General features: G+C 63.5%; 22 protein-coding genes and 1 pseudogene. 15 read left to right on the forward strand and 8 right to left on the reverse strand.

Annotated features, from left to right (window positions below; genetic code table 11):
- The first annotated feature begins 22 nt into the window (after positions 1-22).
- Together AB4068_RS07450 and AB4068_RS07455 are read left to right on the forward strand one after the other, a co-directional pair.
- A complete protein-coding gene (locus tag AB4068_RS07450) occupies positions 23-1,978 on the forward strand; it encodes a PTS mannitol transporter subunit IICBA (protein ID WP_441433042.1) in 1,956 nt (651 codons plus the stop codon).
- Entirely contained in the window at positions 1,978-3,126 is a 1,149-nt protein-coding gene (locus AB4068_RS07455; RefSeq protein WP_306963602.1) for a mannitol-1-phosphate 5-dehydrogenase, read from the forward strand. The genes AB4068_RS07450 and AB4068_RS07455 overlap by 1 nt, the downstream gene beginning before the upstream one ends.
- 194 nt (positions 3,127-3,320) lie before the next feature.
- On the opposite strand, the gene AB4068_RS07460 is transcribed toward AB4068_RS07455, so the two are convergent.
- Positions 3,321-3,809, reverse strand: a complete 489-nt coding sequence (locus tag AB4068_RS07460; RefSeq protein ID WP_059388719.1) for a MarR family winged helix-turn-helix transcriptional regulator — start codon at positions 3,807-3,809, stop codon at positions 3,321-3,323.
- Between the two features lie 60 nt (positions 3,810-3,869).
- On the opposite strand from AB4068_RS07460, the gene AB4068_RS07465 reads away from it, so the two are divergent.
- Both AB4068_RS07465 and AB4068_RS07470 read left to right on the forward strand, forming a co-directional pair.
- Positions 3,870-4,601 (forward strand): NAD(P)-dependent oxidoreductase, encoded by a 732-nt coding sequence (locus AB4068_RS07465; RefSeq protein ID WP_441433043.1) that lies wholly within the window; start codon positions 3,870-3,872, stop codon positions 4,599-4,601.
- Complete coding sequence (locus AB4068_RS07470) at positions 4,598-5,104, forward strand: anthrone oxygenase family protein (RefSeq protein ID WP_059388718.1); 507 nt, start codon at positions 4,598-4,600, stop codon at positions 5,102-5,104. Before AB4068_RS07465 ends, AB4068_RS07470 begins: the two co-directional genes overlap by 4 nt.
- A 205-nt stretch (positions 5,105-5,309) precedes the next feature.
- Here the strand turns inward: AB4068_RS07470 and AB4068_RS07475 are convergent, their stop codons facing one another.
- Complete coding sequence (locus AB4068_RS07475) at positions 5,310-6,782, reverse strand: amino acid permease (RefSeq protein WP_059388717.1); 1,473 nt, start codon at positions 6,780-6,782, stop codon at positions 5,310-5,312.
- Between the two features lie 158 nt (positions 6,783-6,940).
- Here AB4068_RS07475 and AB4068_RS07480 point away from each other — a divergent pair, with 158 nt between their 5' ends.
- From AB4068_RS07480 to AB4068_RS07490, 3 genes are all read left to right on the forward strand, one after another.
- A complete protein-coding gene (locus tag AB4068_RS07480; protein ID WP_059388716.1) occupies positions 6,941-7,444 on the forward strand; it encodes a GNAT family N-acetyltransferase in 504 nt (167 codons plus the stop codon).
- Between the two features lie 82 nt (positions 7,445-7,526).
- Positions 7,527-7,973 (forward strand): MarR family winged helix-turn-helix transcriptional regulator, encoded by a 447-nt coding sequence (locus AB4068_RS07485; RefSeq protein ID WP_306963595.1) that lies wholly within the window; start codon positions 7,527-7,529, stop codon positions 7,971-7,973.
- Positions 7,974-8,017: 44 nt separating this feature from the next.
- Positions 8,018-9,244 (forward strand): MFS transporter, encoded by a 1,227-nt coding sequence (locus AB4068_RS07490; RefSeq protein ID WP_441433044.1) that lies wholly within the window; start codon positions 8,018-8,020, stop codon positions 9,242-9,244.
- Between the two features lie 77 nt (positions 9,245-9,321).
- Here the strand turns inward: AB4068_RS07490 and AB4068_RS07495 are convergent, their stop codons facing one another.
- The 3 genes from AB4068_RS07495 to rraA all read right to left on the reverse strand — a co-directional run bounded on the left by AB4068_RS07495 (position 9,322) and on the right by rraA (position 13,282).
- Positions 9,322-10,782 (reverse strand): sugar porter family MFS transporter, encoded by a 1,461-nt coding sequence (locus tag AB4068_RS07495; RefSeq protein WP_441433045.1) that lies wholly within the window; start codon positions 10,780-10,782, stop codon positions 9,322-9,324.
- 258 nt (positions 10,783-11,040) lie between these two features.
- Positions 11,041-12,693, reverse strand: a complete 1,653-nt coding sequence (locus AB4068_RS07500; protein ID WP_441433046.1) for an MDR family MFS transporter — start codon at positions 12,691-12,693, stop codon at positions 11,041-11,043.
- A 106-nt stretch (positions 12,694-12,799) separates the two neighbouring features.
- Entirely contained in the window at positions 12,800-13,282 is a 483-nt protein-coding gene (gene rraA / locus AB4068_RS07505) for a ribonuclease E activity regulator RraA (RefSeq protein WP_306963591.1), read from the reverse strand.
- Positions 13,283-13,445: 163 nt separating this feature from the next.
- On the opposite strand from rraA, the gene AB4068_RS07510 reads away from it, so the two are divergent.
- The 5 genes from AB4068_RS07510 (at position 13,446) to AB4068_RS07530 (ending at position 19,344) form a co-directional block, all read left to right on the forward strand.
- Entirely contained in the window at positions 13,446-14,774 is a 1,329-nt protein-coding gene (locus AB4068_RS07510) for an MFS transporter (RefSeq protein ID WP_441433047.1), read from the forward strand.
- Between the two features lie 121 nt (positions 14,775-14,895).
- Complete coding sequence (locus AB4068_RS07515; protein WP_441433048.1) at positions 14,896-15,498, forward strand: TetR/AcrR family transcriptional regulator; 603 nt, start codon at positions 14,896-14,898, stop codon at positions 15,496-15,498.
- Positions 15,499-15,737: 239 nt separating this feature from the next.
- On the forward strand, positions 15,738-16,931 hold the full coding sequence (locus AB4068_RS07520) for an NAD(P)-dependent malic enzyme (protein ID WP_441433049.1): 1,194 nt from the start codon (positions 15,738-15,740) through the stop codon (positions 16,929-16,931).
- 363 nt (positions 16,932-17,294) lie between these two features.
- Positions 17,295-18,677 carry a sensor histidine kinase gene (locus AB4068_RS07525; protein ID WP_307053234.1) on the forward strand — a complete coding sequence of 461 codons (1,383 nt, stop codon included), beginning with the start codon at positions 17,295-17,297 and terminating at the stop codon, positions 18,675-18,677.
- Positions 18,670-19,344 (forward strand): response regulator, encoded by a 675-nt coding sequence (locus AB4068_RS07530; protein WP_441433050.1) that lies wholly within the window; start codon positions 18,670-18,672, stop codon positions 19,342-19,344. Before AB4068_RS07525 ends, AB4068_RS07530 begins: the two co-directional genes overlap by 8 nt.
- A gap of 83 nt (positions 19,345-19,427) precedes the next feature.
- Here the strand turns inward: AB4068_RS07530 and AB4068_RS07535 are convergent, their stop codons facing one another.
- Positions 19,428-19,898 (reverse strand): DUF4383 domain-containing protein, encoded by a 471-nt coding sequence (locus AB4068_RS07535; RefSeq protein ID WP_059388710.1) that lies wholly within the window; start codon positions 19,896-19,898, stop codon positions 19,428-19,430.
- Positions 19,899-20,096: 198 nt separating this feature from the next.
- On the opposite strand from AB4068_RS07535, the gene AB4068_RS07540 reads away from it, so the two are divergent.
- The gene (locus tag AB4068_RS07540) at positions 20,097-21,089 is read left to right on the forward strand and encodes a hypothetical protein (RefSeq protein ID WP_306963582.1); all 993 of its coding nucleotides are present in this window, start codon (positions 20,097-20,099) and stop codon (positions 21,087-21,089) included.
- Positions 21,090-21,111: 22 nt separating this feature from the next.
- Here the strand turns inward: AB4068_RS07540 and AB4068_RS07545 are convergent, their stop codons facing one another.
- A complete protein-coding gene (locus tag AB4068_RS07545) occupies positions 21,112-21,435 on the reverse strand; it encodes a hypothetical protein (protein WP_059388708.1) in 324 nt (107 codons plus the stop codon).
- Between the two features lie 60 nt (positions 21,436-21,495).
- Positions 21,496-22,131 (reverse strand): LysE family translocator, encoded by a 636-nt coding sequence (locus AB4068_RS07550; protein WP_441433051.1) that lies wholly within the window; start codon positions 22,129-22,131, stop codon positions 21,496-21,498.
- Between the two features lie 103 nt (positions 22,132-22,234).
- On the opposite strand from AB4068_RS07550, the gene AB4068_RS07555 reads away from it, so the two are divergent.
- The gene (locus AB4068_RS07555) at positions 22,235-22,690 is read left to right on the forward strand and encodes an Lrp/AsnC family transcriptional regulator (RefSeq protein WP_284989253.1); all 456 of its coding nucleotides are present in this window, start codon (positions 22,235-22,237) and stop codon (positions 22,688-22,690) included.
- Positions 22,691-22,816: 126 nt separating this feature from the next.
- Positions 22,817-23,393 (forward strand): annotated as a pseudogene (locus AB4068_RS07560) (hypothetical protein); the annotation flags it as partial.

Raw genomic sequence — 23,393 nt, forward strand, 5'->3', positions numbered from 1 at the left:
ACTCACGTTAGGAATTCACACAATGGCAACAGCGTCAGTTGCGAAACCGCGCACCAGCGTGCGCGTTGGTGTCCAAAAGTTCGGAACGTTCCTCTCGGGCATGATCATGCCCAACATCGGGGCCTTTATTGCATGGGGCATCATCACCGCCCTGTTCATCCCGGCAGGGTTGTTCCCCAATGCGGACCTGGCCAAACTCGTGGGCCCCATGATCACGTACCTGTTGCCGCTGCTGATCGGCTATACCGGCGGCCGGGCGGTCCATGGCATCCGCGGCGGCGTGGTTGGAGCCGCCGCCACCATGGGTGTGATTGTGGGTACGGATATTCCGATGTTCATCGGTGCCATGCTCATGGGCCCGCTCACGGCCTGGATCATGAAGAAGCTCGACAAGGTGTGGGAGGGCCGGGTCAAGCCGGGCTTCGAGATGCTGATCGACAACTTCTCCGCAGGCATCGTCGGTGCCGCACTGGCCATCTTCGGCATGTTGGTGATCGGTCCGGTTGTTAAGGCCTTCAGCGACGGCGCGAGCAACGTCGTCGAGTTCCTGGTCCACAACGGACTTCTGCCGCTGACCAGCATCTTCATCGAACCCGCCAAGGTCCTGTTCCTCAACAACGCGGTCAACCACGGCATCCTCACTCCGCTCGGTACGGAACAAGCGCTGCAAAACGGCAAGTCCATCTTGTTCCTGCTCGAGGCGAACCCCGGCCCGGGCGTCGGCGTCCTGCTCGCCTACATGTTCTTCGGCAAGGGCCTGGCACGGGCATCCGCTCCCGGCGCCGCGCTCATCCAGTTTGTCGGCGGTATCCACGAGATCTACTTCCCGTACATTCTCATGAAGCCGATCCTCATCCTCGCCACGATCGCGGGCGGCATGACCGGCATCTTCACCTTGGTGGTCACCGGCGCGGGCTTGCGTTCGCCGGCAGCCCCTGGCAGCATCATCGCCGTCTTTGCCGCGACAGCGAAAGACAGCTATTTCGGTGTCGCCCTGTCCGTGCTCCTCGCAGCCACAGTGTCCTTCCTGATCGCCTCCGTGATCCTGCGGACCAGCAAGACCACCGATGTGGACGCGCTGGGCCAGGCAACGTCCAGGATGGAAGAACTCAAGGGCAAAAAGAGCTCCGTTTCCTCCACCCTCCTGGGCGCCGGCGGCGGAACCGCCGTCCTGACCCGTCCTATCCAGAACATCGTGTTCGCGTGCGACGCCGGCATGGGCTCCAGCGCGATGGGTGCCTCGGTCCTGCGCAACAAGATCAAGGCAGCCGGTTTCCCGGACGTCAAGGTCACCAATTCGGCCATTGCCAACCTCAGCGACACTTACGATGTCGTGGTCACGCACCAGGACCTGACAGAACGCGCGCGTCCGGTCACCTCCAGCGCCGTGCACGTCTCCGTGGACAACTTCATGAATAGTCCCCGGTATGAGGAGATCGTGGAACTGGTCAAGAGCAGCAACGCCGGATCCGGCGCTGAGGGCTCGACGGCGGTTGCCGAACCGGCCGCCGCTGCCCACGCGGCCCAGCCAGCCGTCGTCGGGGGCAAGGATGTCCTGCTCCCCGAAAGCGTGATCCTCACCGGCACCGCGACGGATCGTGACTCGGCCATCGACGAAGCAGGCAAGCTCCTGCTGGACCGCGGCGCCGTGGACATGGGCTACATTCACGCCATGCATGAGCGCGAGGAATCCGTGTCCACGTACATGGGCAGCTTCCTGGCCATCCCGCACGGCACGAACGCTGCCAAGAACCACATCCTGCACTCCGGTGTGTCGATCGTCCGCTATCCCGAGGGCATCGACTGGGGCGGCAAGCAGGTCAAGTTCGTCGTCGGCGTCGCCGGCATCAACAACGAGCACCTCCACATCCTGTCCTCCATCGCCAAGATCTTCACGGACAAGGCGCAAGTGGCCCAGCTTGAACAGGCCACGTCGGTTCAGGAAGTGCTGGATCTGTTCGGGAAGGTCAACGCATAGTGAAGGCAGTCCATTTTGGGGCAGGGAACATCGGACGGGGATTCGTCGGCTTGCTGCTGCACGAGGCCGGATATGAGGTGGTCTTCGCCGATGTCGCGGATGCCTTGATCAGCCAACTCGCCTCCGCGTCCTCCTACGAGGTCCACGAGGTCGGAGAAAACGCGGCGGTCAAGACCGTGTCCGGTTTCCGGGCCCTGAATTCGGGCACCGAAGAGGTTGCCGTCGTCGCGGAAATCGCGACGGCGGACCTCGTCACCACGGCGGTCGGGCCGCACATCCTCAAGTTCGTGGCACCCGTGATCGCGCGCGGCATCGCCGGCCGCTCGCCGTCGTTGGCTCCGCTCCAGGTCATGGCCTGCGAGAACGCCATCAACGCCACGGACCTCCTGCATTCCGAAGTGGAAGCCGCTTGGGACGGTGCCGCCGGTGACCTGTCCTCCGCTGCCGTGTTTGCGAACACGGCGGTGGACAGGATTGTCCCCAACCAGGCGCCGGGTCAAGGCCTGGACGTCACTGTGGAGACCTTCTACGAGTGGGTCATCGACCGCACGCCGTTCGCGGGGGCGGCGCCAGTGATCCCCGGCGCGACCTTTGTGGATGAGCTCGGTCCGTATATCGAACGGAAGCTGTTCACGGTCAATACAGGACATGCCTCGGCAGCGTACTTCGGCTACGGCGCCGGCCTGGAGAAGATCTCCGATGCGATGGCCGACGCCTCCGTGGCCGCCCGGGTGCGTGCCGTGCTAGAGGAGACCAAACAGCTTCTCGTGGCCAAGCACGGTTTCGTCGAAGCTGAGCAGGAAGCGTACGTGCAGAAGATCCTGTCCCGCTTCACCAACCCGTACTTGCCGGACACCGTGAACCGGGTTGGCCGTGCTCCGCTCCGGAAGTTGGGCCGGCACGAACGGTTCATCGGCCCGGCAGCGGAACTGGCCGAGCGCGGAATAACTCCCGTTGCCTTGCTCGACGCGATGTCGGCTGCCCTTCGTTTCGACGACGGGGCCGACGACGAAGCCGTGGAACTCGCCCGGATGCTTTCGGAAATGGACGCCGCCGAGGCGGTTGAGCGGATCACTGAACTGCCGCCGTCGCACCCGTTGTTCCCGCAAGTGCAGAAGCTGATCGAAGACCGCAAGGCCGAGGCCTAGCCTTTCCGGCGACGCCCGCTGGCGGTCCGGTGCGCCCGCGTGCCAGCCGGCCCGCGACGCCCGCTCAGATATGCGGGCCTTTTCCGGGACGCTCGCTCGGATATGCCGGCTTTTTCCTGAACGCCCGCTCACCCTCCTTTACCTGATGTGAAGGAGGGTGAGCGCTTTGGGCTCCAAAAGTGAGCGAGCGTCGATCAATTGCCGAGTTCTTCCGACGCCGTTCTTCCGGCGGCATGGACGCGCCGCAGGAAATCCGTAATGACGGCGATTTCGGAGTCGTCGTAATCTGCGCAGATAGTGTCCATCAGGCTGTTCATTCCCGAGTAGAGGCGGAACATCTCGGCGTTTCTGTCGGGGAGAATCCGGATCACCACGGCGCGACGGTCGGACGGATCGCGGTCCCGGGCGATCCAGCCTCCGCGTTCAAGCCGGTCGAGGATGCCGGTCATGGTGGCTGGGTGCAGGCCGGCGTGTTTGGCCAACGTGCTCGGGCTGAGCGGCCCCCTGCTTGAGATCAGGTCAAGGCAGTCGAGGTCAACATCCTTCAGTTCGGCTTGGGTGCCGACCTGGTGATTGAGTACGGATAGTTGCACGCGCACGCCGCGAAGCTCGGCTTTGAGCTCAGCAACGGCACGTCGCCGAAGGCGCGGAGTTGCCGCCTCTTGATTTGATATGGAACTCATATGATATCGCTTCTGTATTGTATGGTTTTCCTAGGACAAGAATACCGGAGGCCGCATCACATGAAGATTGCAGTATTCGGGGCGAACGGCCCCACCGGAAGGATTCTCACCGCACAAGCGCTCGACGCCGGACACGTCGTCACCGCTGTCACGCGCAGGCCACACGAATTCCCGATTTCCGCTCCCGGCCTAAGTGTGGTCGGCGCCGATGTGTACAACTTCGAGGACGTGAGCGCCGTCGTCGAAGGAAGTGATGCCGTCCTCTCAACCCTCGGCGTTCCATACAGCCGACAGCCGATCACGGTCTATTCAGTGGGCACCGGCAACATCATCCGGGCAATGGGCAACCACGGCGTCCGTCGATTGGTCTGCGTGAGTTCCAGCGCTACCGATACTATGGCCGGCCCGCATGGCGGATTCTTTTTCGAGAAGGTGCTACAGCCCCTCGTCACCAAGCTGCTGGGTAAGACGCTGTACGAGGACATGCGGCGGATGGAGGCCGCCGTCGTCGACAGCGGCCTGGACTGGACAATCATGCGGCCTTCCGGTCTTTTCGAAACCGATTCCGTGACTGAATACAAGATGGCCGTTGACTACATAAATGGCACTTTCACGTCGCGGGCCGACCTGGCGGACTCCATGCTGAGGCAACTCACTTCGGACGAGTTCGTGCGCAAGAACGTAGCAGTTGCAACCTTTTCGCAGAAGCCGAGCCTCATTCAGCTGCTTTTCCGCGAGGCCAGCAGCAAGAAGGCCGCGCCGGATAGCGTTCCTGTGGGAAAGTTGTCATGAGCCGTCTAGCCATCCAGTCAGTGGTCCGTATCGCTGGGCTTGTATTCGTCGGCCTGTTCGCGGGGTTCCTCACTGGGATACTCGTCTTGGAATTGTCCTTGCGGCAATTTAGCAGCACGGTTTACGCCCAGCTCCAGCAGGTGGCCCTCGTCGGGCTGCCTCTCCTGGCCTCAGTCCTCCTGTTTCCAGCGCTGATTGCCACGGCGGCCCTGGTATTGATGGAGCTCAAGACAAGGGATCGCGGTTTCTGGTTGGTGGCCGGCGCCCTCGCGCTGCTGCTCGCGGCCTTGATCACAACACTCGTAGTCAACGTTCCTATCAATCTGGCCGAAGCTGGATGGAACGTCAGCAACCCGCCAGGGGACTGGGCGGACATACGCGACCGTTGGCAGGTGGGCCACGCAGTACGAACCTTTGCTGCGTTCTTGGCCTTCGGAGCTTTGTCAGTCGCCGCGGCGCGACAACCGATCCGCCGTCGGAGTTTGCAGCCCGCGCCAGCATAAGTCCCGGCGCCCAACGCTCACCCGCCTTTGGCGGGACAGCCGAAACCCTCCTTCGCGTGATGACGTGAAGGAGGGTTTCGGGTTTTGCCCATATAGGTGAGCGCGCGTCCGAAGGATGGCCGCTATATGTGAGCGGGCGTTGCGTCGAAAAGGCTCGTAGGTGAGCGCGCGTCGGAAGATTGGCCGCTATATGTGAGCGGGCGTCCTAGCGGGCGGCGGTTTCGACTGCGGCCGTCTCGGTTTCGGCCATGGCCTTCCACTCGGCGACGCGGGCTTGGTGCAATGGCGATTTCCGGACCAGGGCGTAGGCGACGGCAAGGATCGCGAACCAGATGGGCGTTACGAGCAAAGCTGTGAGGGTGTCCGGCTGCGTCGTCAGGGCCCAGACCAGGAAGCCGAAGAAGGCGAAGACCACCCACACCATCACGATCCCGCCGGGCATCTTGAACGTCGATGCCTCGTGCAGTTGGGGCCGGCGCTTTCGGAAGACGAGGTAGCTGGCCAGGATGATCGACCACACGAACATAAAGCAGACGGCGGACACCGTGGTGACCATGTCGAAAGCTGCTCCGATGTCCTTGCCCGCATAGAGCAGGGCGACGCCGCCAAGGAGAAGCACGCAGGACAGGAACAGGGCGTTCTGCGGAACCTTGCGGCTCGAAAGACGGCCGAACATCTTCGGGGCATCGCCGTCGTTCGCCAGGCCAAACACCATGCGCGACGTCGAGTAGATACCGGAGTTGGCCGAGGACATGGCGGAAGTCAGGACCACGAGGTTCACCACGGTGGCCGCGATGCCCAGTCCGGCCAGGGAGAACATGGCGATGAACGGGCTGTGGCCGGCTTTGAACTCGGTCCACGGGATGACGGACATCAGGATGATGAGCGCGCCGACGTAGAACAGCATGACGCGGACCGGGATGGCGTTGATGGCGCGGGGCAGGTTGTGCTCCGGGTTCTTGGTCTCGGCCGCGGCGGTGCCCACCAGTTCGATACCCACGAACGCGAAGACGGCGATCTGGAAGCCGGCAACGAACCCCATGAATTCCTTGGGGAAGAAGCCGCCGTGGCTCCAGAGGTTGGTGAAGCTTGCGGCGCCGGCGTCGGACGTGAAGCCGGTGGAAATCATCACGATGCCCACGATGATCAACGCGGCAATGGCGATGATCTTGATGAGGGCGAACCAGAACTCAGTCTCGCCGAAGGCCTTCACTGTGGGGAGGTTCAGGAGGAGCAGGATGACGATGGTCGCGAGGCCTGGAATCCAGAGCGGCACGCCCGGCCAGAGCTCGTTGGCGTAACCCGCGATGGCGATGACATCGGCCACGCCGGTCACCACCCAGCAGAACCAATAGGTCCAGCCGGTGAAGAAGCCTGCCCAGGGGCCGAGGAGGTCGCCGGCGAAGTCGCTGAAGGACTTGTAGTTCAGGTTGGAGAGCAGGAGTTGGCCCATGGCGCGCATGACGAAGAACAGCATGAAGCCGATGATCATGTACACGAAGATCACGGACGGCCCGGCGACAGAGATGGTCTTTCCGGAGCCCATGAACAGGCCTGTTCCGATGGCGCCGCCGATGGCAAGCAACTGGATGTGGCGGTTGCTCAGTGAGCGTGCCAGATGCGGCTCGCTGTCTTTGCTGGAGGCAGTGCGTTGCCCCGTTGTTGTCTGGTCGGACATATCTGCATCCTTCGGGTGATTCGCCGCATGGTGACGTGGCTAACAATTCTGCTAGTCCAAACTAACTCGAACCATTCAAGAATTTGTGATTGATCGTTTCACCTAGAATTCATGAAGGCGCGTAAACCGAAGCCGCCAGCTTGTGTCAGGCTGGTGTTATGAGTCACGCAAATCCAGGAGTGAAGCCGCTGTTGAGTATGGTTCTGGACGAAGGCGTCTTCACGCTCCGCCGGGCCCATTGGGAGGACCTCCCTGCCATTCTGAGACTGCTCGCCGCCGATCAATTGGGCAGTTCCCGTGAAAATGCCGAGGACGTCGGCCCCTATCTGCAGGCGTTTCAGCAGATCAACGAGGATCCGGCCCAACTGTTGGTGGTGGGCCACTTGAACGGCGCTTGCGTTGCAACTTTCCAGCTGAGTTTCATCCCGGGCTTGGCCCGGAAGGGCTCGCTGCGCTGCCAGATCGAGGCCGTGCGCGTCGCCGCCGAGTTGCGGGATCACGGCGTCGGTGCGGCCATGATGCAATGGGCCATCGAAGAGGCGCGGAACAGGGGCTGCACCCTGGTCCAGCTCACCAGCGACAAGTCCCGCAAGGACGCCCATCGCTTCTATGAGCGGCTTGGTTTCGTGGCAAGTCACGAGGGAATGAAGCTGGCGCTGTAGCGCGGGCGGCCTGGAGGCCGCGCCAAACCAAAGGCCCGCACCCCTTGATATTTAGGCAGCCTAACTGTTAGGATACCTAAATATGAATACCAATCACGTTGACGACGCGCTCCTTGCCCTCGCCCAATCATTCCGGGAAGCTTTGCGGCAGAGCGTCTACGTGATGCGCCGCCTCGATTCCGAGGAGCAACTCAGCTCTGCCCAGCTTGGCGTCCTCAAGATGGCGCTCGACGGCGGTGCCCGCGTCGGTGGGATCGCACGGAACCTTGGGGTCAAGGTTCCCAGTGCCACGGAGCAGATCATCAAGCTTGAGCGCGCGGGCCTGGTCAAACGCGAAGCGGACCCGGACGACTCCCGTGCCGTCCGCGTCGCCGCGACGGCGGCGGGGCGTGCCGCCGTCGAGAACGCAGACCGTCGCCGTAACGAATTCATCGCCGGGATCCTCGGAACGCTAAGCCAGGCAGAACGCGACGCCGTGGAAGCCGCCCTTCCGGTGTTCGACAAGATCAACCATTCAGTCCAGAACTGAACAAGCCAAGTACTGAACAAGCCAAGAAACTAGGAGAGCAGTCCATGAAAGGCCAGCTCGCAGATCAACTGCAGCCAGCGGAAGAAACCCTCGAGGCCGAGAAGGCTTCGTTCCTCAAGCAGCCCAAGGCTGTGTGGGCCACGGCGATTGCCGCCGTCTTCGCCTTCATGGGCATCGGCTTGGTGGACCCGATCCTGCCGGCCATCGCCAAGAACCTCCAGGCCAGCCCCAGCCAAGTGTCGTTGCTCTTCACGAGCTACTTCCTCGTGACTGCGGTGGCGATGCTCGTGACGGGGTTCGTCTCTTCGCGGATCGGCGGCAAAAAGACCCTCATGATCGGCCTTGCCCTGATTGTCGTGTTCGCCTCGCTCTCCGGCCTGTCCGGAAGCGTGGGTGAGCTGGTCGGATTCCGCGCGGGTTGGGGACTTGGCAACGCTCTCTTCGTGGCCACCGCGCTTGCCGTGATTGTCGGCGTCGCGAGCGGTGGAACCGGAACTGCGATCATCCTGTACGAAGCAGCCCTTGGCTTGGGCATTTCCCTCGGCCCGTTGCTCGGCGCGCTTCTGGGCGGCTGGCAGTGGCGCGCGCCGTTCTTCGGCACCGCCGTCCTCATGGCCGTTTCCTTCGTCGCCTTGCTGGCCTTGTTGCCCAAGACCCCGACGCCGGCAACGAAGGCCCGTTTGCGTGACCCTCTCCTTGCCCTGGGCCACAAGGGCCTCCGCACCACTGCGGCCAGTGCCCTGTTCTACAACTACGGCTTCTTCACGATCCTTGCCTTCACGCCCTTCATCCTTGGAATGGACGCCTACGGTATCGGTGCCGTGTTCTTCGGTTGGGGCGTAGCAGTGGCCGTGTTCTCGGTCTTCGTGGCTCCCCTGCTGCAGCGTCGATTCGGCACCACCAACGTCCTGGTCGRCACCCTCGCCGCTCTTTTGCTGGACCTCGTCGGGCTGGGACTGGCCGCGGGGCACTCGGTGACTGCCGTCGTCGTGCTTGTCATTGTGGCGGGCGCCCTGCTGGGGATCAACAACACGCTCTACACCGAACTGGCCATGGAGGTCTCCGATTCGCCGCGTCCCGTGGCTTCGGCCGGCTATAACTTTGTGCGCTGGATGGGCGGGGCGCTGGCTCCGTTTGTCGCGGCCCAGCTGGGTGAGCACTTCGGCCCGCAGGTTCCGTTCTTCGCGGCCGCCCTTGCCCTCGCGTTCGCGATCCTCGTGGCCGCCGGCGGCCGCCGCTTCCTGAAGTCCCACGAACCGCACCTCGTGTAGGAGGGCCCAACTAGCTGGCAGTTGTTGTCGTTATGAAGCCTCAAAACGACAACAACTGCGAGTCAGTTGGGTGGAGACTACTTGGGTGTGACCGCGAGCTCCGCAGGCTTGGAGCCCTTCGGGACGAACAAGGTGTCGGCCTGTTCGAGGGACATGCCGTTGGTTTCTGGCACCTTGAACATGACGAAGAAGAACGACGCCGCGGCGAACAGTGCGTACATGCCGTAAGTCAGCGGCAGCGAACCGGCCGCCATGATCGGGAAGCTCAAGGTGATGGCGAAGTTGGCGATCCACTGGGCTGCGGCGGCCAGGCCGAGCGCACGGGCCCGGATGCGGGACGGGAAGATCTCGCCCAGGAGCACCCACACCAACGGTCCCCACGAAGCGCCGAAGCTCACCACGAAGACGTTGGCGGCAACGAGGGCCACAGGACCCCAGGCGCCGCTCAAGGAAACCGAAGAGCCTGTCCCGGTGGCAGAAGAGAAGGCCAGCGCCATGGCACCCAGGGACACGGCCATGCCGATCGAGCCAGCCAGCAGGATGGGCCGGCGGCCGATGCGGTCCACGAGGGCGATGGCCACGAGCGTCACCAGGATGTTGGTGACGGACGTTGCCACCGAGATGGTCAGGGAGTCCTGCTCGTGGAAGCCGACTGCCTTCCACAGGGTGGTGGAGTAGTAGAAGATCACGTTGATGCCGACGAATTGCTGCAGCACGGACAGGATGATGCCGATCCACACAACTGGTTGCAGGCCGAAGGCCTTGCCACGCAGGGAGCCCTTCTTGGTGGAGAGCTCGTCCTGCTTGATGGAGTCGCGGATTTGGCGGATGTGGCGTTCGGTGTCATCGCCGGGCATCAGGGTGTCGAAGATTTTGCGTGCGGTGTCTTCCTTGCCGTTGAGGACCAGGAAATGCGGGGATTCGGGCAGCCGGAAGGCGATCAGGCCGTATATCGCGGCGGGCACGGCGCACGCGATGAACATCCAGCGCCAGGCCTCAATTCCCAGCCACAACGCGTGGTGGGCGCTTCCCGCGGACGTGGCCAGGACCGCGTCGGACAGCAGGGCCGCGAAAATGCCGGTGGTGATCGCGAGCTGCTGCAGCGACGCGAGCCGCCCACGGACCTGGCGCGGGGAGATTTCCGAGATGTAGGCCGGCGCGATCACCGACGCGAGGCCGATGCCCAGGCCGCCAACCAGCCGCCAGAAAACCAGGTCCCAGACGCTGAAGGCCAAGCCCGTCCCGATGGAACTGACCAGGAAGAGTGCGGCACCAAGCTTCATGGCCGGGATGCGGCCGTAGCGGTCGGCCACCTTCCCCGCGAGGTACGCCCCTGCTGCGCAGCCGAGCAGCGCGACCGCCACAGCGAAGCCGGTGACGGCTTCGCTCAGCATGAATTCGTCCTTCATCGCGTCGACGGCGCCGTTGACCACGGAGGAATCGAAGCCGAAGAGGAAACCGCCCACAGCTCCGGCAACGGCCAGGCCAATTACTTTGCGTGGGACGCCGGAACGGCTGTCGGAGCTGGATTTGGGCATGGCTCTCCCTTGAGGAAATGTGGTGGATTGTGCGGCGCGGTCGTCGTCGGCAGCTGGTTCCGACGGGGACGCCGGTGCACTCGCGCTACACAGTGTGGCACGCCGCCAGCGTGACTTCCAGTCAACCCCACCAGCCACACCGGACGTGTCACGCCACGCAAACTTTCGCGCCGCCGTCGGGCGCTCCACCGCGCAAACGCTGGAAACGACAACGGCAGGCAGCCCAAAAGACTGCCTGCCGTGACGCGATTCGAGATATTAGTGGGCCGAGACGGATTCCTTCGCTGCCGCCTTCGGATCCGTGAGTTTCTTGTTCGGCAAAGCGAAGGTGATGAGGAACGCGAGGCCGGTGAGCGCCGCGGCGGTCAGCATCACGGTGTCGATCGACTGCGCGAAGCCTTCAAGGATGGGCCGGGTGAGCGCCGGGTTGGCGTGGTGCAGCCAGCTGGTGTCGTTCAGCGAATCGTTCGTGGCGCCGTTCTTGAAGAAGTCGTACAGCTTGGCGTTGGCAGGATCCGCGGCTACCGCAGGATCCTTGAGCACCTTGAGGTAGTCCGCGCTGCCCATGGCGTCCTTCATGCCCGAGGCGATCTTGTCGGCGGCCAGGCTGAAGAGCATCGAGATGAACACGGCGGTACCCACGGCGCCGCCCATGGAACGGAAGAACGCTGCAGTGGACGTGCCCACGCCCATGTCCTTAGGCGGTACGGAGACCTGCATGGCCAGGGTGAGCGGCTGCATGCAGAAGCCCAGGCCCATGCCGAAGAAGACGGCGATCAGGCCGGGAACCCAGAGGCCGGTGTCCACGCCGAGGGACAGGCCCATGACGATTGCGGCGGCGGTCAGGATGCCGGTGCCGAGGATCGGGAAGATCCGGAAAACGCCCGACGCCGAGATGGTCCGTCCCGCTGTAATGGAACCGAAGAGGATGCCCACCGTGAAGGTGATCATCATGAGGCCGGCCTCGGTGGGGGTGAGGCCCTTGACCAGCTGCAGGTACATCGGGAGCATCGCGATGGCCCCGAACATACCGATGCCGATGATGAAGTTCAGCAGGGAAGACAAGCCGAAGGTGATGTTCCTGAAGAGCCGAAGGGGGATCAGCGCGTAGTCGCCGGCACGCCGCTCAACCAGCAGGAAGGCGATGATGCCGATGACGCCAAGCCCGTAGCAGATCCATGCGTTCCCGGAGGTCCAGCCCCAGCTGCGGCCTTGTTCGGCCACGAGCAGCACCGGAACGATTGCCAGCGTGATGGCTGCCGCGCCCCAGTAGTCGATCTTCTGCTTGACGTGCTTCGCGGGCAGGTGCAGATAGAAGAACACCACAGCCAGTGCGGCCAGCCCGATGGGCAGGTTGATGAAGAAGACCCAGCGCCAGCCGTCGAAGCCAAGGATGTTGGCCGAGCCTGCAAAGGCACCGCCGACCACGGGCCCGAGCACCGAGGAAACGCCAAAGACGGACATGAAGTAGCCCTGGTACTTGGCACGATCCTTCAGGGCAACGATGTCGCCGATGATCGTCAAGGCGAGGGCCAGCAGACCGCCGGCGCCCATACCCTGGATGCCGCGGGCGATGGCGAGCTCGGTCATGGAATGCACGGAACCGGCGTACAGGGATCCGGCGAGGAAGATCAGGATCGCGGCGAGGTACAGCGGGCGGCGGCCGAAGATGTCGCTGAGCTTGCCGTACAACGGGGTGGTCACCGTGGATGTGATGAGGTAGGCCGTAGTGGCCCACGCCTGCAGGGACAGGCCGTCCAGGTCGTTGGCGATCGTGTAAATGGACGTGGACACAATGGTCTGGTCCAGGGAGGACAGGAACATGCCGAGCATGAGGCCCACCATGACGGTAAGCGTCTGACGGTGTGTCAAGACCTCTCCGGCGGCCCGCACAGGCGTGGCGTTGGACATTGCTTCTCCAAGGGTGGATGTAAGGGGACTAAGCAGGATAGTTGCTTTCAGTAACTATCCTAATGGCTCCTGTATTCCCTGTCCTACCCGATTGGCGAGAAAAATGTCACCGCTCCACCAGAATCCCGTCAGGATCGCAGTAGATCAGGTTGCCGGGTTCGATGTGCACTCCGTCAATCACCAAGGCGATGTCCACTTCGCCACGGCCCACTTTGGAGCTCTTCTTGGGGTTGCTACCAAGGGCTTTGACGCCCAGAGGCAGCTTCGCGATCGCCACGCGATCGCGGATGGCCCCATTAATCACGACGCCGGCCCAGCCGTTCGCGACGGCGCTTTCGGCAATCATGTCCCCCATGAGGGCGGTGCGCAGGGAGCCATAACCGTCCACCACCAGCACGGCGCCCTCGCCCGGTGTTGCCAGAATGGTCTTCACCAACGCATTGTCCTCAAAGCATTTGATGGTGCGAACGGGGCCGTTGAAGTGGGACATGCCGCCGAGGTCCTGGAACTGCAGTGATATCGACTCGACTTCTTCGGCACGCTCGTCGTAGAGATCGGCGGTGTTGATGGGGTTCGCTGGGCTGTTCATCGTTGATCCTCCTCGGTCCGTTGGAGTTACCCTAACGCGTGCGGACGAGCCATAGCGGGTCCTGGGCTTGCCGGTTGTCCACATACGCGCCTTCATGACAGCCGGGCAGGCTCCCTCGGCGCTAGGCTGAATTCACACGTCCAGAGGCTAGGGGAGTACCGTCATGAGCCTGTCCGATCTGCCCGGTTCATTGCCTGAAAGACCGGTGGCGGATCCTGCCCTCGATCCTTCGCGAACGCAAGGCCCGACGACGGCGCTCGCCGAGCCCGTGGAGCGCGTCCGCTCGCTGTGGGTCACCGGAGTAGTGCTCGTCAATGTTGGCATCAACGCCGCCTTCTTCGGCCCGATCCAGGTTCTGCTTGGACAGCAGGCCATCCACTTTGACGAAGGCCAGAAGGAAGCCATCCTTGCGCTCGTTACGGGATGTGGTGCGGCGGTGTCTATGGTCGCGAATCCCCTGTTTGGAGCGTTCAGCGATCGAACCACGTCCCGCTTCGGACGGCGAGTCCCTTGGGTGCTTTTCGGGGCCATCCTGGGTACCGCCGCATTGCTTGCGCTAGCGGGAGCTCCCAACGTGGCGGTCATGACTATTCTGTGGTGCCTCGTCCAAGCCGGCTGTAATGGGGCCTATGCGGCGATCACGGCGGCTATTCCGGACCGCGTGCCTGTGCCCCAACGCGGCGCGGTCGGCGGCCTTGCGGCCATGGGCCAGACGGTGGGCATTCTCGTTGGCGCAGTCATCGCTTCCGTAGTTTCGGGGAACTTTGCCCTCGGCTACATCGTGTGCGCCGCTGCGCTGCTGGCCGGCGTCGTGCTCTATCTTTTCAAGAATGGCGACGTGCCTCTCGCTCCCGAGGCCAGGCCACCGTTCATACTGTGGACATTCGTCAAGGGCTTTTGGATCTCGCCTGTCAAATACCCGGACTTCGCGTGGGCATGGTTGACGAGGTTCCTGGTCAATGTCGGCAACCACATGGTCACTTTGTACTTGCTCTTCTTCCTCAAGGATGCCGTGCATATCGAGGAAATGCAGGGGATCAAGCCGGAGTTTGGCGTCCTCATCCTGACAGGCCTTTATGCCGTCATGGTGATCATCACCAGCGTGGTGGGCGGTGCCATCAGCGACCGCATGGGCAAACGCAAACCGCTGGTCATTGCTTCCTCCGTCGTCATCTCGATAGCTGCGTTGATCCTCGCGTTCGAACCCACGTGGACGGGGGCCATTGCGGGTGCCGTGGTGCTCGGCGTGGGCTTCGGTGCGTATCTGGCGGTCGACTTCGCCCTCATTACCCAAGTGCTGCCTGCGGCCTTGGATCGGGGCAGGGACCTTGGGGTCATCAACATCGCCAACTCTTTGCCGCAGGTGATCGCGCCGGCGATTGCCTCGATTTTCGTTGTGTTCTGGGGTGGTTACGTCTCGCTGTATGTGGCCGCAGCGGTCATTGGCTTGCTGGGAGCGGTTTTCGTCGTGAAGATCAAGGGCGTCGCGTAGACCTGGGAATCCGTTCTCAGGGAACTGACAACTTGCTGCCGTATCATTGTCAGGACGCGCTCGGTCTATGGGGGGCCGCGCAATCTCCCCGAACGAAGCCCAAACCAACAGAACGCCGGAAATGTCCGAACCGAACTCCTTGGAACCGTATTCGCTGGATCTGGCCGCGGGGTTGCCCCAAATGGCGGCTGCTCCCACCACGCCGAGACAGCTATTGCGCTACGCCCGGATACTCAAGACTGCCGCGGGATTCGCCCAGCGGCAGTTCGATACTGTGAGCCTCTCGGATGTATCCACTCGGGCCCACGTTCCGCTGGGGACGCTCTACCGTTACTTTCCGTCCACGGTCCATCTGATGCTCGCCGTCTACCGGCAGCAGCTCCGCGAACTCAACGACGCCAAGCCGGCATCTTCGAGGTGCAGCCAGCAAGAGCTCACCGGTCTCGGGATGGAAATTTTCCACATGCGAGTCATGCAACCCGCTGTAGAACACTGCCTGTCCCGCACGTGGGACACCCGCGATGGTGACATCCCCGTACTCTTGCGCGATATCGAGGCGCTTTCGGCCGAGATGGTCGCGGCTGCGATCGGCGATGCCGGGAGGGCCAGGATTCTGCTCCACGTCATCAGTGGTCTGGTCCAGTCCGTCAACTGCCGCCGTCTGTCACTTTTTGACGCCGAGAAGGACCTCAAGAACGCCTGCAAGTTGATTGCGGACGCGTAGCTTTTCGGGGAATCACCGTAATTGGTCTAGACCACTACGACCAAAAGTATGAGTTTATGACTGGATGTCTCTAGTCTTCCTATCAGGCCCCTGTCTACGAAGACAGGACCCAAGCGGCTAGCAGCCCATATCCGCAGGAGTTTCACCGCACGGACCAGCCACCCTTGGTCCGGCACCGAAGCCTCTATACCTGCCCGAATTGTGCCGTGGGTTCACGGCTAGCCTGAGGAGACAACGACGTGTCCGTCGAGACCATCACCCCTGAACAGAATCTGACTGCCCTGGCGCTGAGTGAAGAGGAAATCTTCACCGCCCACGAGGGCGGCAAGCTCTCCGTGTCCAGCACCGTGCCGCTTTTGAACAAGCGGGACCTTTCCATTGCCTACACGCCCGGCGTCGCCGAAGTGAGCCGCGCGATCCACGCGAACCCGGAGCTTGCACGCACGCACACCTGGGCAGAGCGGCTCGTTGTGGTCGTCAGCGATGGGACCGCTGTCCTGGGCCTGGGCGATATCGGACCCAGCGCCTCCCTCCCCGTCATGGAAGGAAAGTCCGCGCTCTTCAAGGCTTTCGGTGATCTCGACTCCATCCCCTTGGTCCTCAACACCACCAACGTGGACGAAATCATCGAGACCCTGGTCCGCCTGCGTCCGAGCTTCGGCGCCGTGAACCTCGAAGACATCTCAGCACCCCGCTGCTTCGAACTCGAAGAGCGCCTCATCGAAGCCCTCGACTGCCCCGTCATGCACGATGACCAACACGGCACCGCCGTCGTGGTTCTCGCGGCCCTGACGAACGCCGCCAAGGTGACCGGCCGTGAGCTTGAGGGACTGAAAGTTGTCGTTTCCGGCGCTGGTGCTGCGGGCATCGCGGTCTCCGAGATCCTGCTGACCGCAGGCGTCAAGGACGTTGTGCTCCTGGATTCCAAGGGCATCATCAACGCCGAGCGCGCCGACCTGGTGGCCGATTCGGGCAGCGTCAAGGCCCGCTTCGCCCAGCGCACCAACCCCCGCGCCCTTTCCGGCGGACCCGCGGAGGCCCTGCAGGGCGCCGACGTGTTCATCGGCGTTTCTTCGTCCAAGCTGGCCGAGGAACACTTGAAGCTCATGAACGAGAACTCGATCGTGTTCGCCCTGTCCAACCCGGACCCGGAAGTCCTGCCCGAGGTCGCCGTCAAGTACGCCGCCGTCGTGGCCACTGGCCGGAGCGACTTCCCGAACCAGATCAACAACGTCCTGGCCTTCCCCGGAATTTTCCGCGGAGCCTTGGACGCCGGCGCACGCCGCATCACTCCGGCCATGAAGATCGCCGCGGCCCGCGCCATCGCCGCGCTGGCCGAGGAAGAACTCTCGGCAGACTACATCGTGCCCAGCCCGCTGGATCCCCGGGTTGCCCCTGCAGTCACCGCGGCGGTCGCCGCGGCGGCTGAATAGCCCGCGCGCTTAACCCTACGAGCCGACGACGGCGACCCTCCCGTGCTGGGGAGGGTCGCCGTCGTTCTTTTTGTTCCGCCGTTCGGGATAAGTGAGCGATGGTTTGGGATGTGGGCCGGATAGGTGCGCGAGCGTTTGGGATGTGGGCCGGATATGTGAGCGGGGGTCTGGGTTTAAGGCCCGATATGTGAGCGCGCGTTGGGTTCGACAAACGCTCGCTCACTTATGCCGGCATTTTCCCAAACGCTCGCTCACGTCTCGCGCTGGCTCCAAGGATGAATCCGCTGGCTTCCGGGTGGAGATCGAAGCCCGGAGCGCGGAATCGGCGTTCCCCCGTGCTTGGCCGTGGATAGGGTGGCTGACATGGAACAGACACTGAAAGTTGTACGGCATTGGGGCGCCCCTGCGGCGGCCGTCATTTTCTTCACGCTGTGGTGCGTGGCGGAAGCGGGAAGGATGGGGCCGTGGCCGGGGCTGAACTATTGGCCCGGCACCTGGATGCTCGTTCTGATGACCTTGGCTATAGCTACGGCGGTGTGGAAACCCTATGTGTCACTCGGGCTGACCGCCATCCTTTTGCTCGGTCAATTGATCCATTTCATCCGTGCGCCTTGGCCCAATCATTGGGCGATCTACATCGGTTCGTTCATTGCGCTGGCGTTCATTCTGTGGACCGGGTCCCGCAGGCAGCGGTCGATCGCAGGAGTAGCCAACCTCGTGTTCACAGCCGTCATAACGTTTTTGATGTTGTCGTGGCGATACGGGCAGGGCGTTGGCTGGTTCAGGCCACTATATTCGGGAGACCGGGGCGCCCTGAGTTACTACGGCTGGCAGCTCTTCTCCACCCTGATTTTGATCGCCGCTGGATGTGCCGCCGTCGGCATCGCCTTGGCTCTGTATGAGGACCGGGGCAAGCTCTTCCAGTCCAAGGTCCTCGTCCAGGCAAACCTCAAGGAGACCGAGGTCGAGCTCGTCGTGGAACAGGAGCGCACGCGGATCGCCCGCGACCTTCACGACGTCTTGGCGCACTCGCTCGCTGTGATCGCCGCGCAGGCCGACGGCACCCGTTATCTCAGCCAGGACCAACCCAAAGCGGTGCTCGACGCCTTGGAGAATATCGCGGTGTCAGCCCGCCACGCACTCGTGGACGCCCAGCGCGTCATTGAGGGAGTGCGCGACGACGGTCTGGTGGCTCCGCAGCCCCGGCTCACCGACGTCGGGCCTCTTGTGGAGCGGATGCGCCAGGGGAGCCTCAAGGTCCAGCAGAGCGAAACCGGAACCCCGGTGGACCTTGGCGCGGGCCAGCAACTCGCGGTATTCCGGATTGTGCAGGAATGCCTGACGAACGCCCTCAAGCACGGCGGACGCGGCACCGCCGTGCGCCTTCATTTCGACTGGAGCGGCCCCGGGCTGACCATGCACGTCGCGTCGGAATTGCCGGCGTCCGTTTCGATCGGGGGGACGGACGACGGCGGTACCGCCGAGCGCGTGGGGCGCGGCATCCCCGGAATGCGCGAGCGTGCCCACCTAGCCGGCGGCTGGCTCAGTTCCGGGCCCGACGGCGAGCAGTTCCGCGTGACGGTGTTCATCCCCTATGGTTCGCGGCCGGCAGCGCTCCTTCCGGAAGGTGGAGCGGAAGAGGAGGGTGTTCCGTCCGTTGAGGGGCTGGAGCAGGAGCCGGCACTGGCTCTCGAGGCCGCCTCGCCGTCGTCGGGCACTAAGCGGGAAAGCGTCGGACGTGGCTGAAACGCCGATCACGGTGGCCTTGGTGGACGACCAACCACTGTTCCGCTCCGGCATCCGCATGCTCGTCCAGAGCCAAGCGGACATGGACATGACTTGGGAGGCCGACGACGGCGAACAAGCCGTGGCGCTCGCGGCCAGGCAGCGGCCGGACGTGATGTTGATGGACCTTCGGATGCCGGTGCTTGACGGAGTGGAGGCCACGCGCCGCATCACGGAGGAAGCCGATGCGGCCGGGGTGGACAAGCCAAAGATCATTGCCCTGACCACCTTCAACAGGGACCAAGCCGTGGTTGACGCCGTGCAGGCGGGCGCGAGCGGATACCTGCTCAAGAGCGCCGAACCGGAATTTCTGCTGGCTGCCATCCGGACCGTGTATTCGGGATACTCAGTGATCGCGCCCGGTTCGGTTCACGAACTCTTCCAGCACGCGGCCAGGACGGTGCCGGTCGCCGGGCCGGACCTCGCCGTGATGGACGAGTTGTCGCCGCGCGAGCGGGATGTGTTCCTCCTGGCGGCCAAAGGCTTGGGGAACGCCGAGATGGCGCAGAGCCTGTTTGTCTCCGAGGCGACAGTGAAATCCCACCTACGCACTGTGCTCAGCAAGCTCGGGCTGCGTACCAGGCTTCAGCTAGTGGCCTTTGCCTACGAACATCGGCTTCTCGGGTAGGCACCCCGGACGCAAAGGCGGCGGCCGCCCGAAAGGGACGGTCGCCGTCGTGCAACTGCAGAGTGCTGCAGAGTGAGGGGGCGCTACATGGCGCGGCCCTTCGACTCCTCCCTTACATCGCGTCCAAGCCATAGCCCAACGGCAACCATGACAACACCGAGAACCAGGTGCAGCCAGTCGTCCGCAGCGTTCATGGGCACGAAGTCAGCGCTCATGTTCGACATGGTGATCAGGCCGTAGATCCACAAGACGAGGTAGATTGCGCCGCCACCGATGAGGTAACCGCGCGCCATCCTTCCAGTCCTTGCGAAGTACAGGCCTGCTGCGCCGAACAGCAAATGGACAATATTGTGCAGGACGGATACTTGGAAGACTCCAAGAAGCATGGCGCCCGAGTCATGTCCTGCGAAGGTCATGGCGCCGTAATTGCTGGTGATGCCCGGGATAAATCCCAAGACGCCAACAGCCAGGAAAACCCAGCCCAAAATCAGTGCTGAGTTGTGGAGCGTCAGCCCCATCGCGTGGTGCTGCGCGGGGTGTGAAGCAGTAGTCATAGCTCCTCCCGATCACGATTTCCATCGGCCCTTCAAATGGAGGGCCGTATCGCGGCAAGGAGTCGGAAACCCTGCCGACGAGGATATCTTACTCCCGAAAACCCCGGAAATAGAGGGGAGAGGCCGGGACAAGCGCAGCTAGCATGGTTCTGTGATGCCCGATTCTGCGACGCTTTATCCCGTGATGGCAGTGCAACCGTGAGTGAGCCATCGGTTCCCGGAGTGCGCGGAGCGATTTTCGGGGACACCCGGGACATCACGCCGTTCCGGAACGGACATGTCCGCACATCGGTAGGTGGACTGGCTGAGGGCTTGGGCGGTGCGATTTGGGGCGTCCTGAGAGGAAAAGCCGCAGGCCGGATCGACGTCGCCGGGGACGTCCCCAGGCTCAAACGGCTGGCTGGCAAGACCGCCAAATCGGTGTACGACGCGGTCTTCACCAGCACGGAACCGGATCGGCTCATCACCCTGGCGCGTACCTACCCGGGCTGGGCTGGCCTCTGCTACGTGATTGCCGGGCTGCTTGTGTACAAGCACGGAGGATATCTCCGGGCCTCGGAACTTCTGCAACGGGGCTTGTCCATCCGGATCGACGACGCCGCCAGCCAGTTCTCCGCAAGCTACCTTCGCAGGGTGGTGACGCGGATCGAGGTGGCGGAGCGGATCGACGTTTCAGTGCTGTTCAGCGAGGAATCCGTGTTCCTCGCCCTCTCGCATTGCTTCAGGGAGACGGGCCAGACGGCGGAAGCGCTGGACTCCCTGGCCAGCTTGCCGCCGTCGTTGCCCTCCGCCTTGGCCCGCTGCACCGCGGCGGCGGCGCTCGAGCGGCACGCCGACGTCGTCGCCTGGACTGAGGGGCTCCGCAACACGGACGACCTCTCGGCGGCGCTGCTGCTGATTCGGGCACAGTCGCTCAGGATGTTGGGGGAGCGGGAGGCGGCGCAGGCCGCGCTTGAGGAGGTACTCCGCAGGAAGAAGACCAGCCTCGCCTTGCGGAACGACGCCCTCACGGACCGAGCCCTCTCGAAGCTTGAGGTCAGGCGGAGGACGCCCAAGCCGAGGCCCTTTGTCGCTGAGCGGGTCCGGCGCGGCAAGACGGAGGACGCCGAGCTGGATGCGGTCGATGGGATTCGCAAGGACATCGAGATACGCCGAATGTGGAACAAGGACTTCGGCGAGCCGGGCGACTAAAGCAGGGGCCAACGCGGGGCGGCTACGCCCGACGCGTGCGAATGATTCCCCGAATGGAGACCCCCACGGCGCCGACAAGTGGGAGCAGCATGGCCAGGACAACTATGGTGTTCGGCTGGAACGTCACGCGTCCGCTTGCGTTGCGGCCATAGACCCCGACGGGGAGCACAAACCCGCCCCCGCCGCCGCCGGCAGCATTGCCCCCATCGCTGCCTCCGCCGAATCCAAAGGACACCAACGCTACCGGAATCAGTTCTTCTCCGGCGATCTGCAGGGGCGGGCCGTACGCCCTCGATACGCCGACCTTCTTGAAGGCCTCCACGAGAGCTGAAAAGTCATCGGACATGAAGCCGACCATAGGCTGCCTCGCCCAAGAACACCAGAGCGAGATAGCCCAGCGGCCGTGTCACCGGAGCATCGGAAGTAGCTGCTCGCCGAGCAGGACAGCCCCGAGGCCCACCATGATGATGCCGCTCGCAAGGGTCACCACACGCGCGGCCGAAGGCCGGGACTGCAGCAGCTTCCGCGAGCCGAGGGCCACCACCGTGTAAATGATGCCTGCGAATAGGACGAACGTGAGGCCCAGCACGCCTGACTGCACCGGCACCGGCAACGACGCCTCCGGGCTCACGAATTGCGGCACAAGCGCCAGGAAGAACAGCAGGCCCTTGGGGTTGATGCCGCTTGTGCCCATGCCTTGCAGGAAGGTGCGCAATTGGTTTCGGGACTGCCCGACGGCGTCATCCGCAGTGAAGCTCGCGCCGCGCCACGAGCGCATGGTGCTCACGCCGAGCCAGAGCAAGTACGCAGCACCCGCGATCGTCAGCCAGCCAAGAAGCCCCGGAACGCCCGTCAAAACGGCGGCGAGTCCGGCCACCAGGAGGGCCGTGTGCAGCACGTAGCCGCTGCACAGGCCGGCCACAGCGGGGAGGAAACTGCGCTGCCGAAGGCCAGCGGCAATCGAATACGCCCAATCGACGCCCGGGGTGCACGCCAAGGTGACGGCGACAATGACGAAGGCGAGGAAAAGCTGGGGATTCATGGTGGCTCCTGGCTGGCGGTTACACTATGAACTTTATGGAAAATCGGCCCATAAGTGTTCCCATTTTTAGCCAGGCTTGCCGGGATTTCGGTAAGATACTTGCGTGATTGATGGAATCGATAGAACTATTTTGCGCCACCTCAAAGAGGATGGCCGAATGACTGCCACCGCGCTCGCAGCAAAGGTGGGATTGACCGTGGCTCCGTGCCATCGCAGACTGCGGGATCTCGAAGCTTCCGGGGTCATCCGTGGGTACAGGGCAGACATCGATCCTGGGGCGATTGGCCTCGGATTCGAGGCGATAGTCTTTGTGACCCTGCGCCAGGCTGACCGCACCACGATGTCGGAGTTCGAAGACCGGGTGGCAGCCATTCCGAACATCGTCGAGGCCCAGAGACTCTTCGGCTCGCCGGACTACCTCCTCCGCGTGATCGCAGCCGATCTCCCGGCCTACCAGCGCTTCTACGACGACCAACTCTCGGCGCTTCCCGCCGTCGAGCGCCTCAACTCGACGTTGGTGATGAAGAACCTCAAGCCGAACGCGGGACCGCCGGTCTGAGTTCGGTTTCCACGACGGAACCGGTCGGGGCCTTGGGATTCGTTGCCGAGCCAACGTCGGTAGGTATCGGTGGCTTGGTTCCGGGGCCGGCCTAAAAATGTCGTAGCCTCCTGGCAGAGTGTTTCCATGGAAGCGATCGGATGCGTCGACACCCGGCAGGGCATTGCCTCCCGCGGGTATTTCGGAGTGTCCCGTCATGCCCGTCGTCCGCGTCTGGCCGCGTCCCTTGCCGCGGTCCCGGGCGGGCTGGTGTTGGTGGATCCGCCGGATGGTGGCGGCCGGCTGGCCGTTTTGGACGGGGCCGTGGCGGCAGCGAGGTCTTTGGCGGACAAAGCCGCGGACGACGTCGGAGTCCTGGGTTTCGAGGAGGCTGTTGCGTTCGCGTCCGGGGTGGAGGAGCTCTCCCGGACCCTGGACTATCTCCAGGTGGCCGCCGCTGCCGGGCTGGACAGGGCCCGGAACGATGAACCCGCCGCCAGGCAGGGCTGGACAACGGGCTGGGCCGCCGGCGCGGATCCAGGCGCCGGCGCGGGCTGGACGTCCGGAACCACCGCGGCCCACGCGGACGCGCAGGCCGGTGCGGCTCCTTCCCCGGGAACGGGCAGCGCCCGGGGCGGGGAGTTCAGGTCCACGGCCGAGCACCTGCGGTCCTTGCTGCGGATCGGTGCCGCCGAGGCCAGGCACCGGCTCGCCCTCGCCCGGG

It is taken from the genome of Arthrobacter sp. 2RAF22, assembly GCF_052115325.1.
GTDB lineage: Bacteria > Actinomycetota > Actinomycetes > Actinomycetales > Micrococcaceae > Arthrobacter.

Coding starts and splice junctions, on each gene's coding strand:
- AB4068_RS07480 (WP_059388716.1), top strand. CDS start 6,941: ATGAGTCACGCAAATCCAGGAGTGAAGCCGCTGTTGAGTATGGTTCTG.
- AB4068_RS07465 (WP_441433043.1), top strand. CDS start 3,870: ATGAAGATTGCAGTATTCGGGGCGAACGGCCCCACCGGAAGGATTCTC.
- rraA (WP_306963591.1), bottom strand. CDS start 13,282: ATGAACAGCCCAGCGAACCCCATCAACACCGCCGATCTCTACGACGAG.
- AB4068_RS07550 (WP_441433051.1), bottom strand. CDS start 22,131: ATGAATCCCCAGCTTTTCCTCGCCTTCGTCATTGTCGCCGTCACCTTG.
- AB4068_RS07510 (WP_441433047.1), top strand. CDS start 13,446: ATGAGCCTGTCCGATCTGCCCGGTTCATTGCCTGAAAGACCGGTGGCG.
- AB4068_RS07485 (WP_306963595.1), top strand. CDS start 7,527: ATGAATACCAATCACGTTGACGACGCGCTCCTTGCCCTCGCCCAATCA.
- AB4068_RS07470 (WP_059388718.1), top strand. CDS start 4,598: ATGAGCCGTCTAGCCATCCAGTCAGTGGTCCGTATCGCTGGGCTTGTA.
- AB4068_RS07475 (WP_059388717.1), bottom strand. CDS start 6,782: ATGTCCGACCAGACAACAACGGGGCAACGCACTGCCTCCAGCAAAGAC.
- AB4068_RS07535 (WP_059388710.1), bottom strand. CDS start 19,898: ATGACTACTGCTTCACACCCCGCGCAGCACCACGCGATGGGGCTGACG.
- AB4068_RS07495 (WP_441433045.1), bottom strand. CDS start 10,782: ATGCCCAAATCCAGCTCCGACAGCCGTTCCGGCGTCCCACGCAAAGTA.
- AB4068_RS07500 (WP_441433046.1), bottom strand. CDS start 12,693: ATGTCCAACGCCACGCCTGTGCGGGCCGCCGGAGAGGTCTTGACACAC.
- AB4068_RS07515 (WP_441433048.1), top strand. CDS start 14,896: ATGTCCGAACCGAACTCCTTGGAACCGTATTCGCTGGATCTGGCCGCG.
- AB4068_RS07545 (WP_059388708.1), bottom strand. CDS start 21,435: ATGTCCGATGACTTTTCAGCTCTCGTGGAGGCCTTCAAGAAGGTCGGC.
- AB4068_RS07450 (WP_441433042.1), top strand. CDS start 23: ATGGCAACAGCGTCAGTTGCGAAACCGCGCACCAGCGTGCGCGTTGGT.
- AB4068_RS07525 (WP_307053234.1), top strand. CDS start 17,295: ATGGAACAGACACTGAAAGTTGTACGGCATTGGGGCGCCCCTGCGGCG.
- AB4068_RS07460 (WP_059388719.1), bottom strand. CDS start 3,809: ATGAGTTCCATATCAAATCAAGAGGCGGCAACTCCGCGCCTTCGGCGA.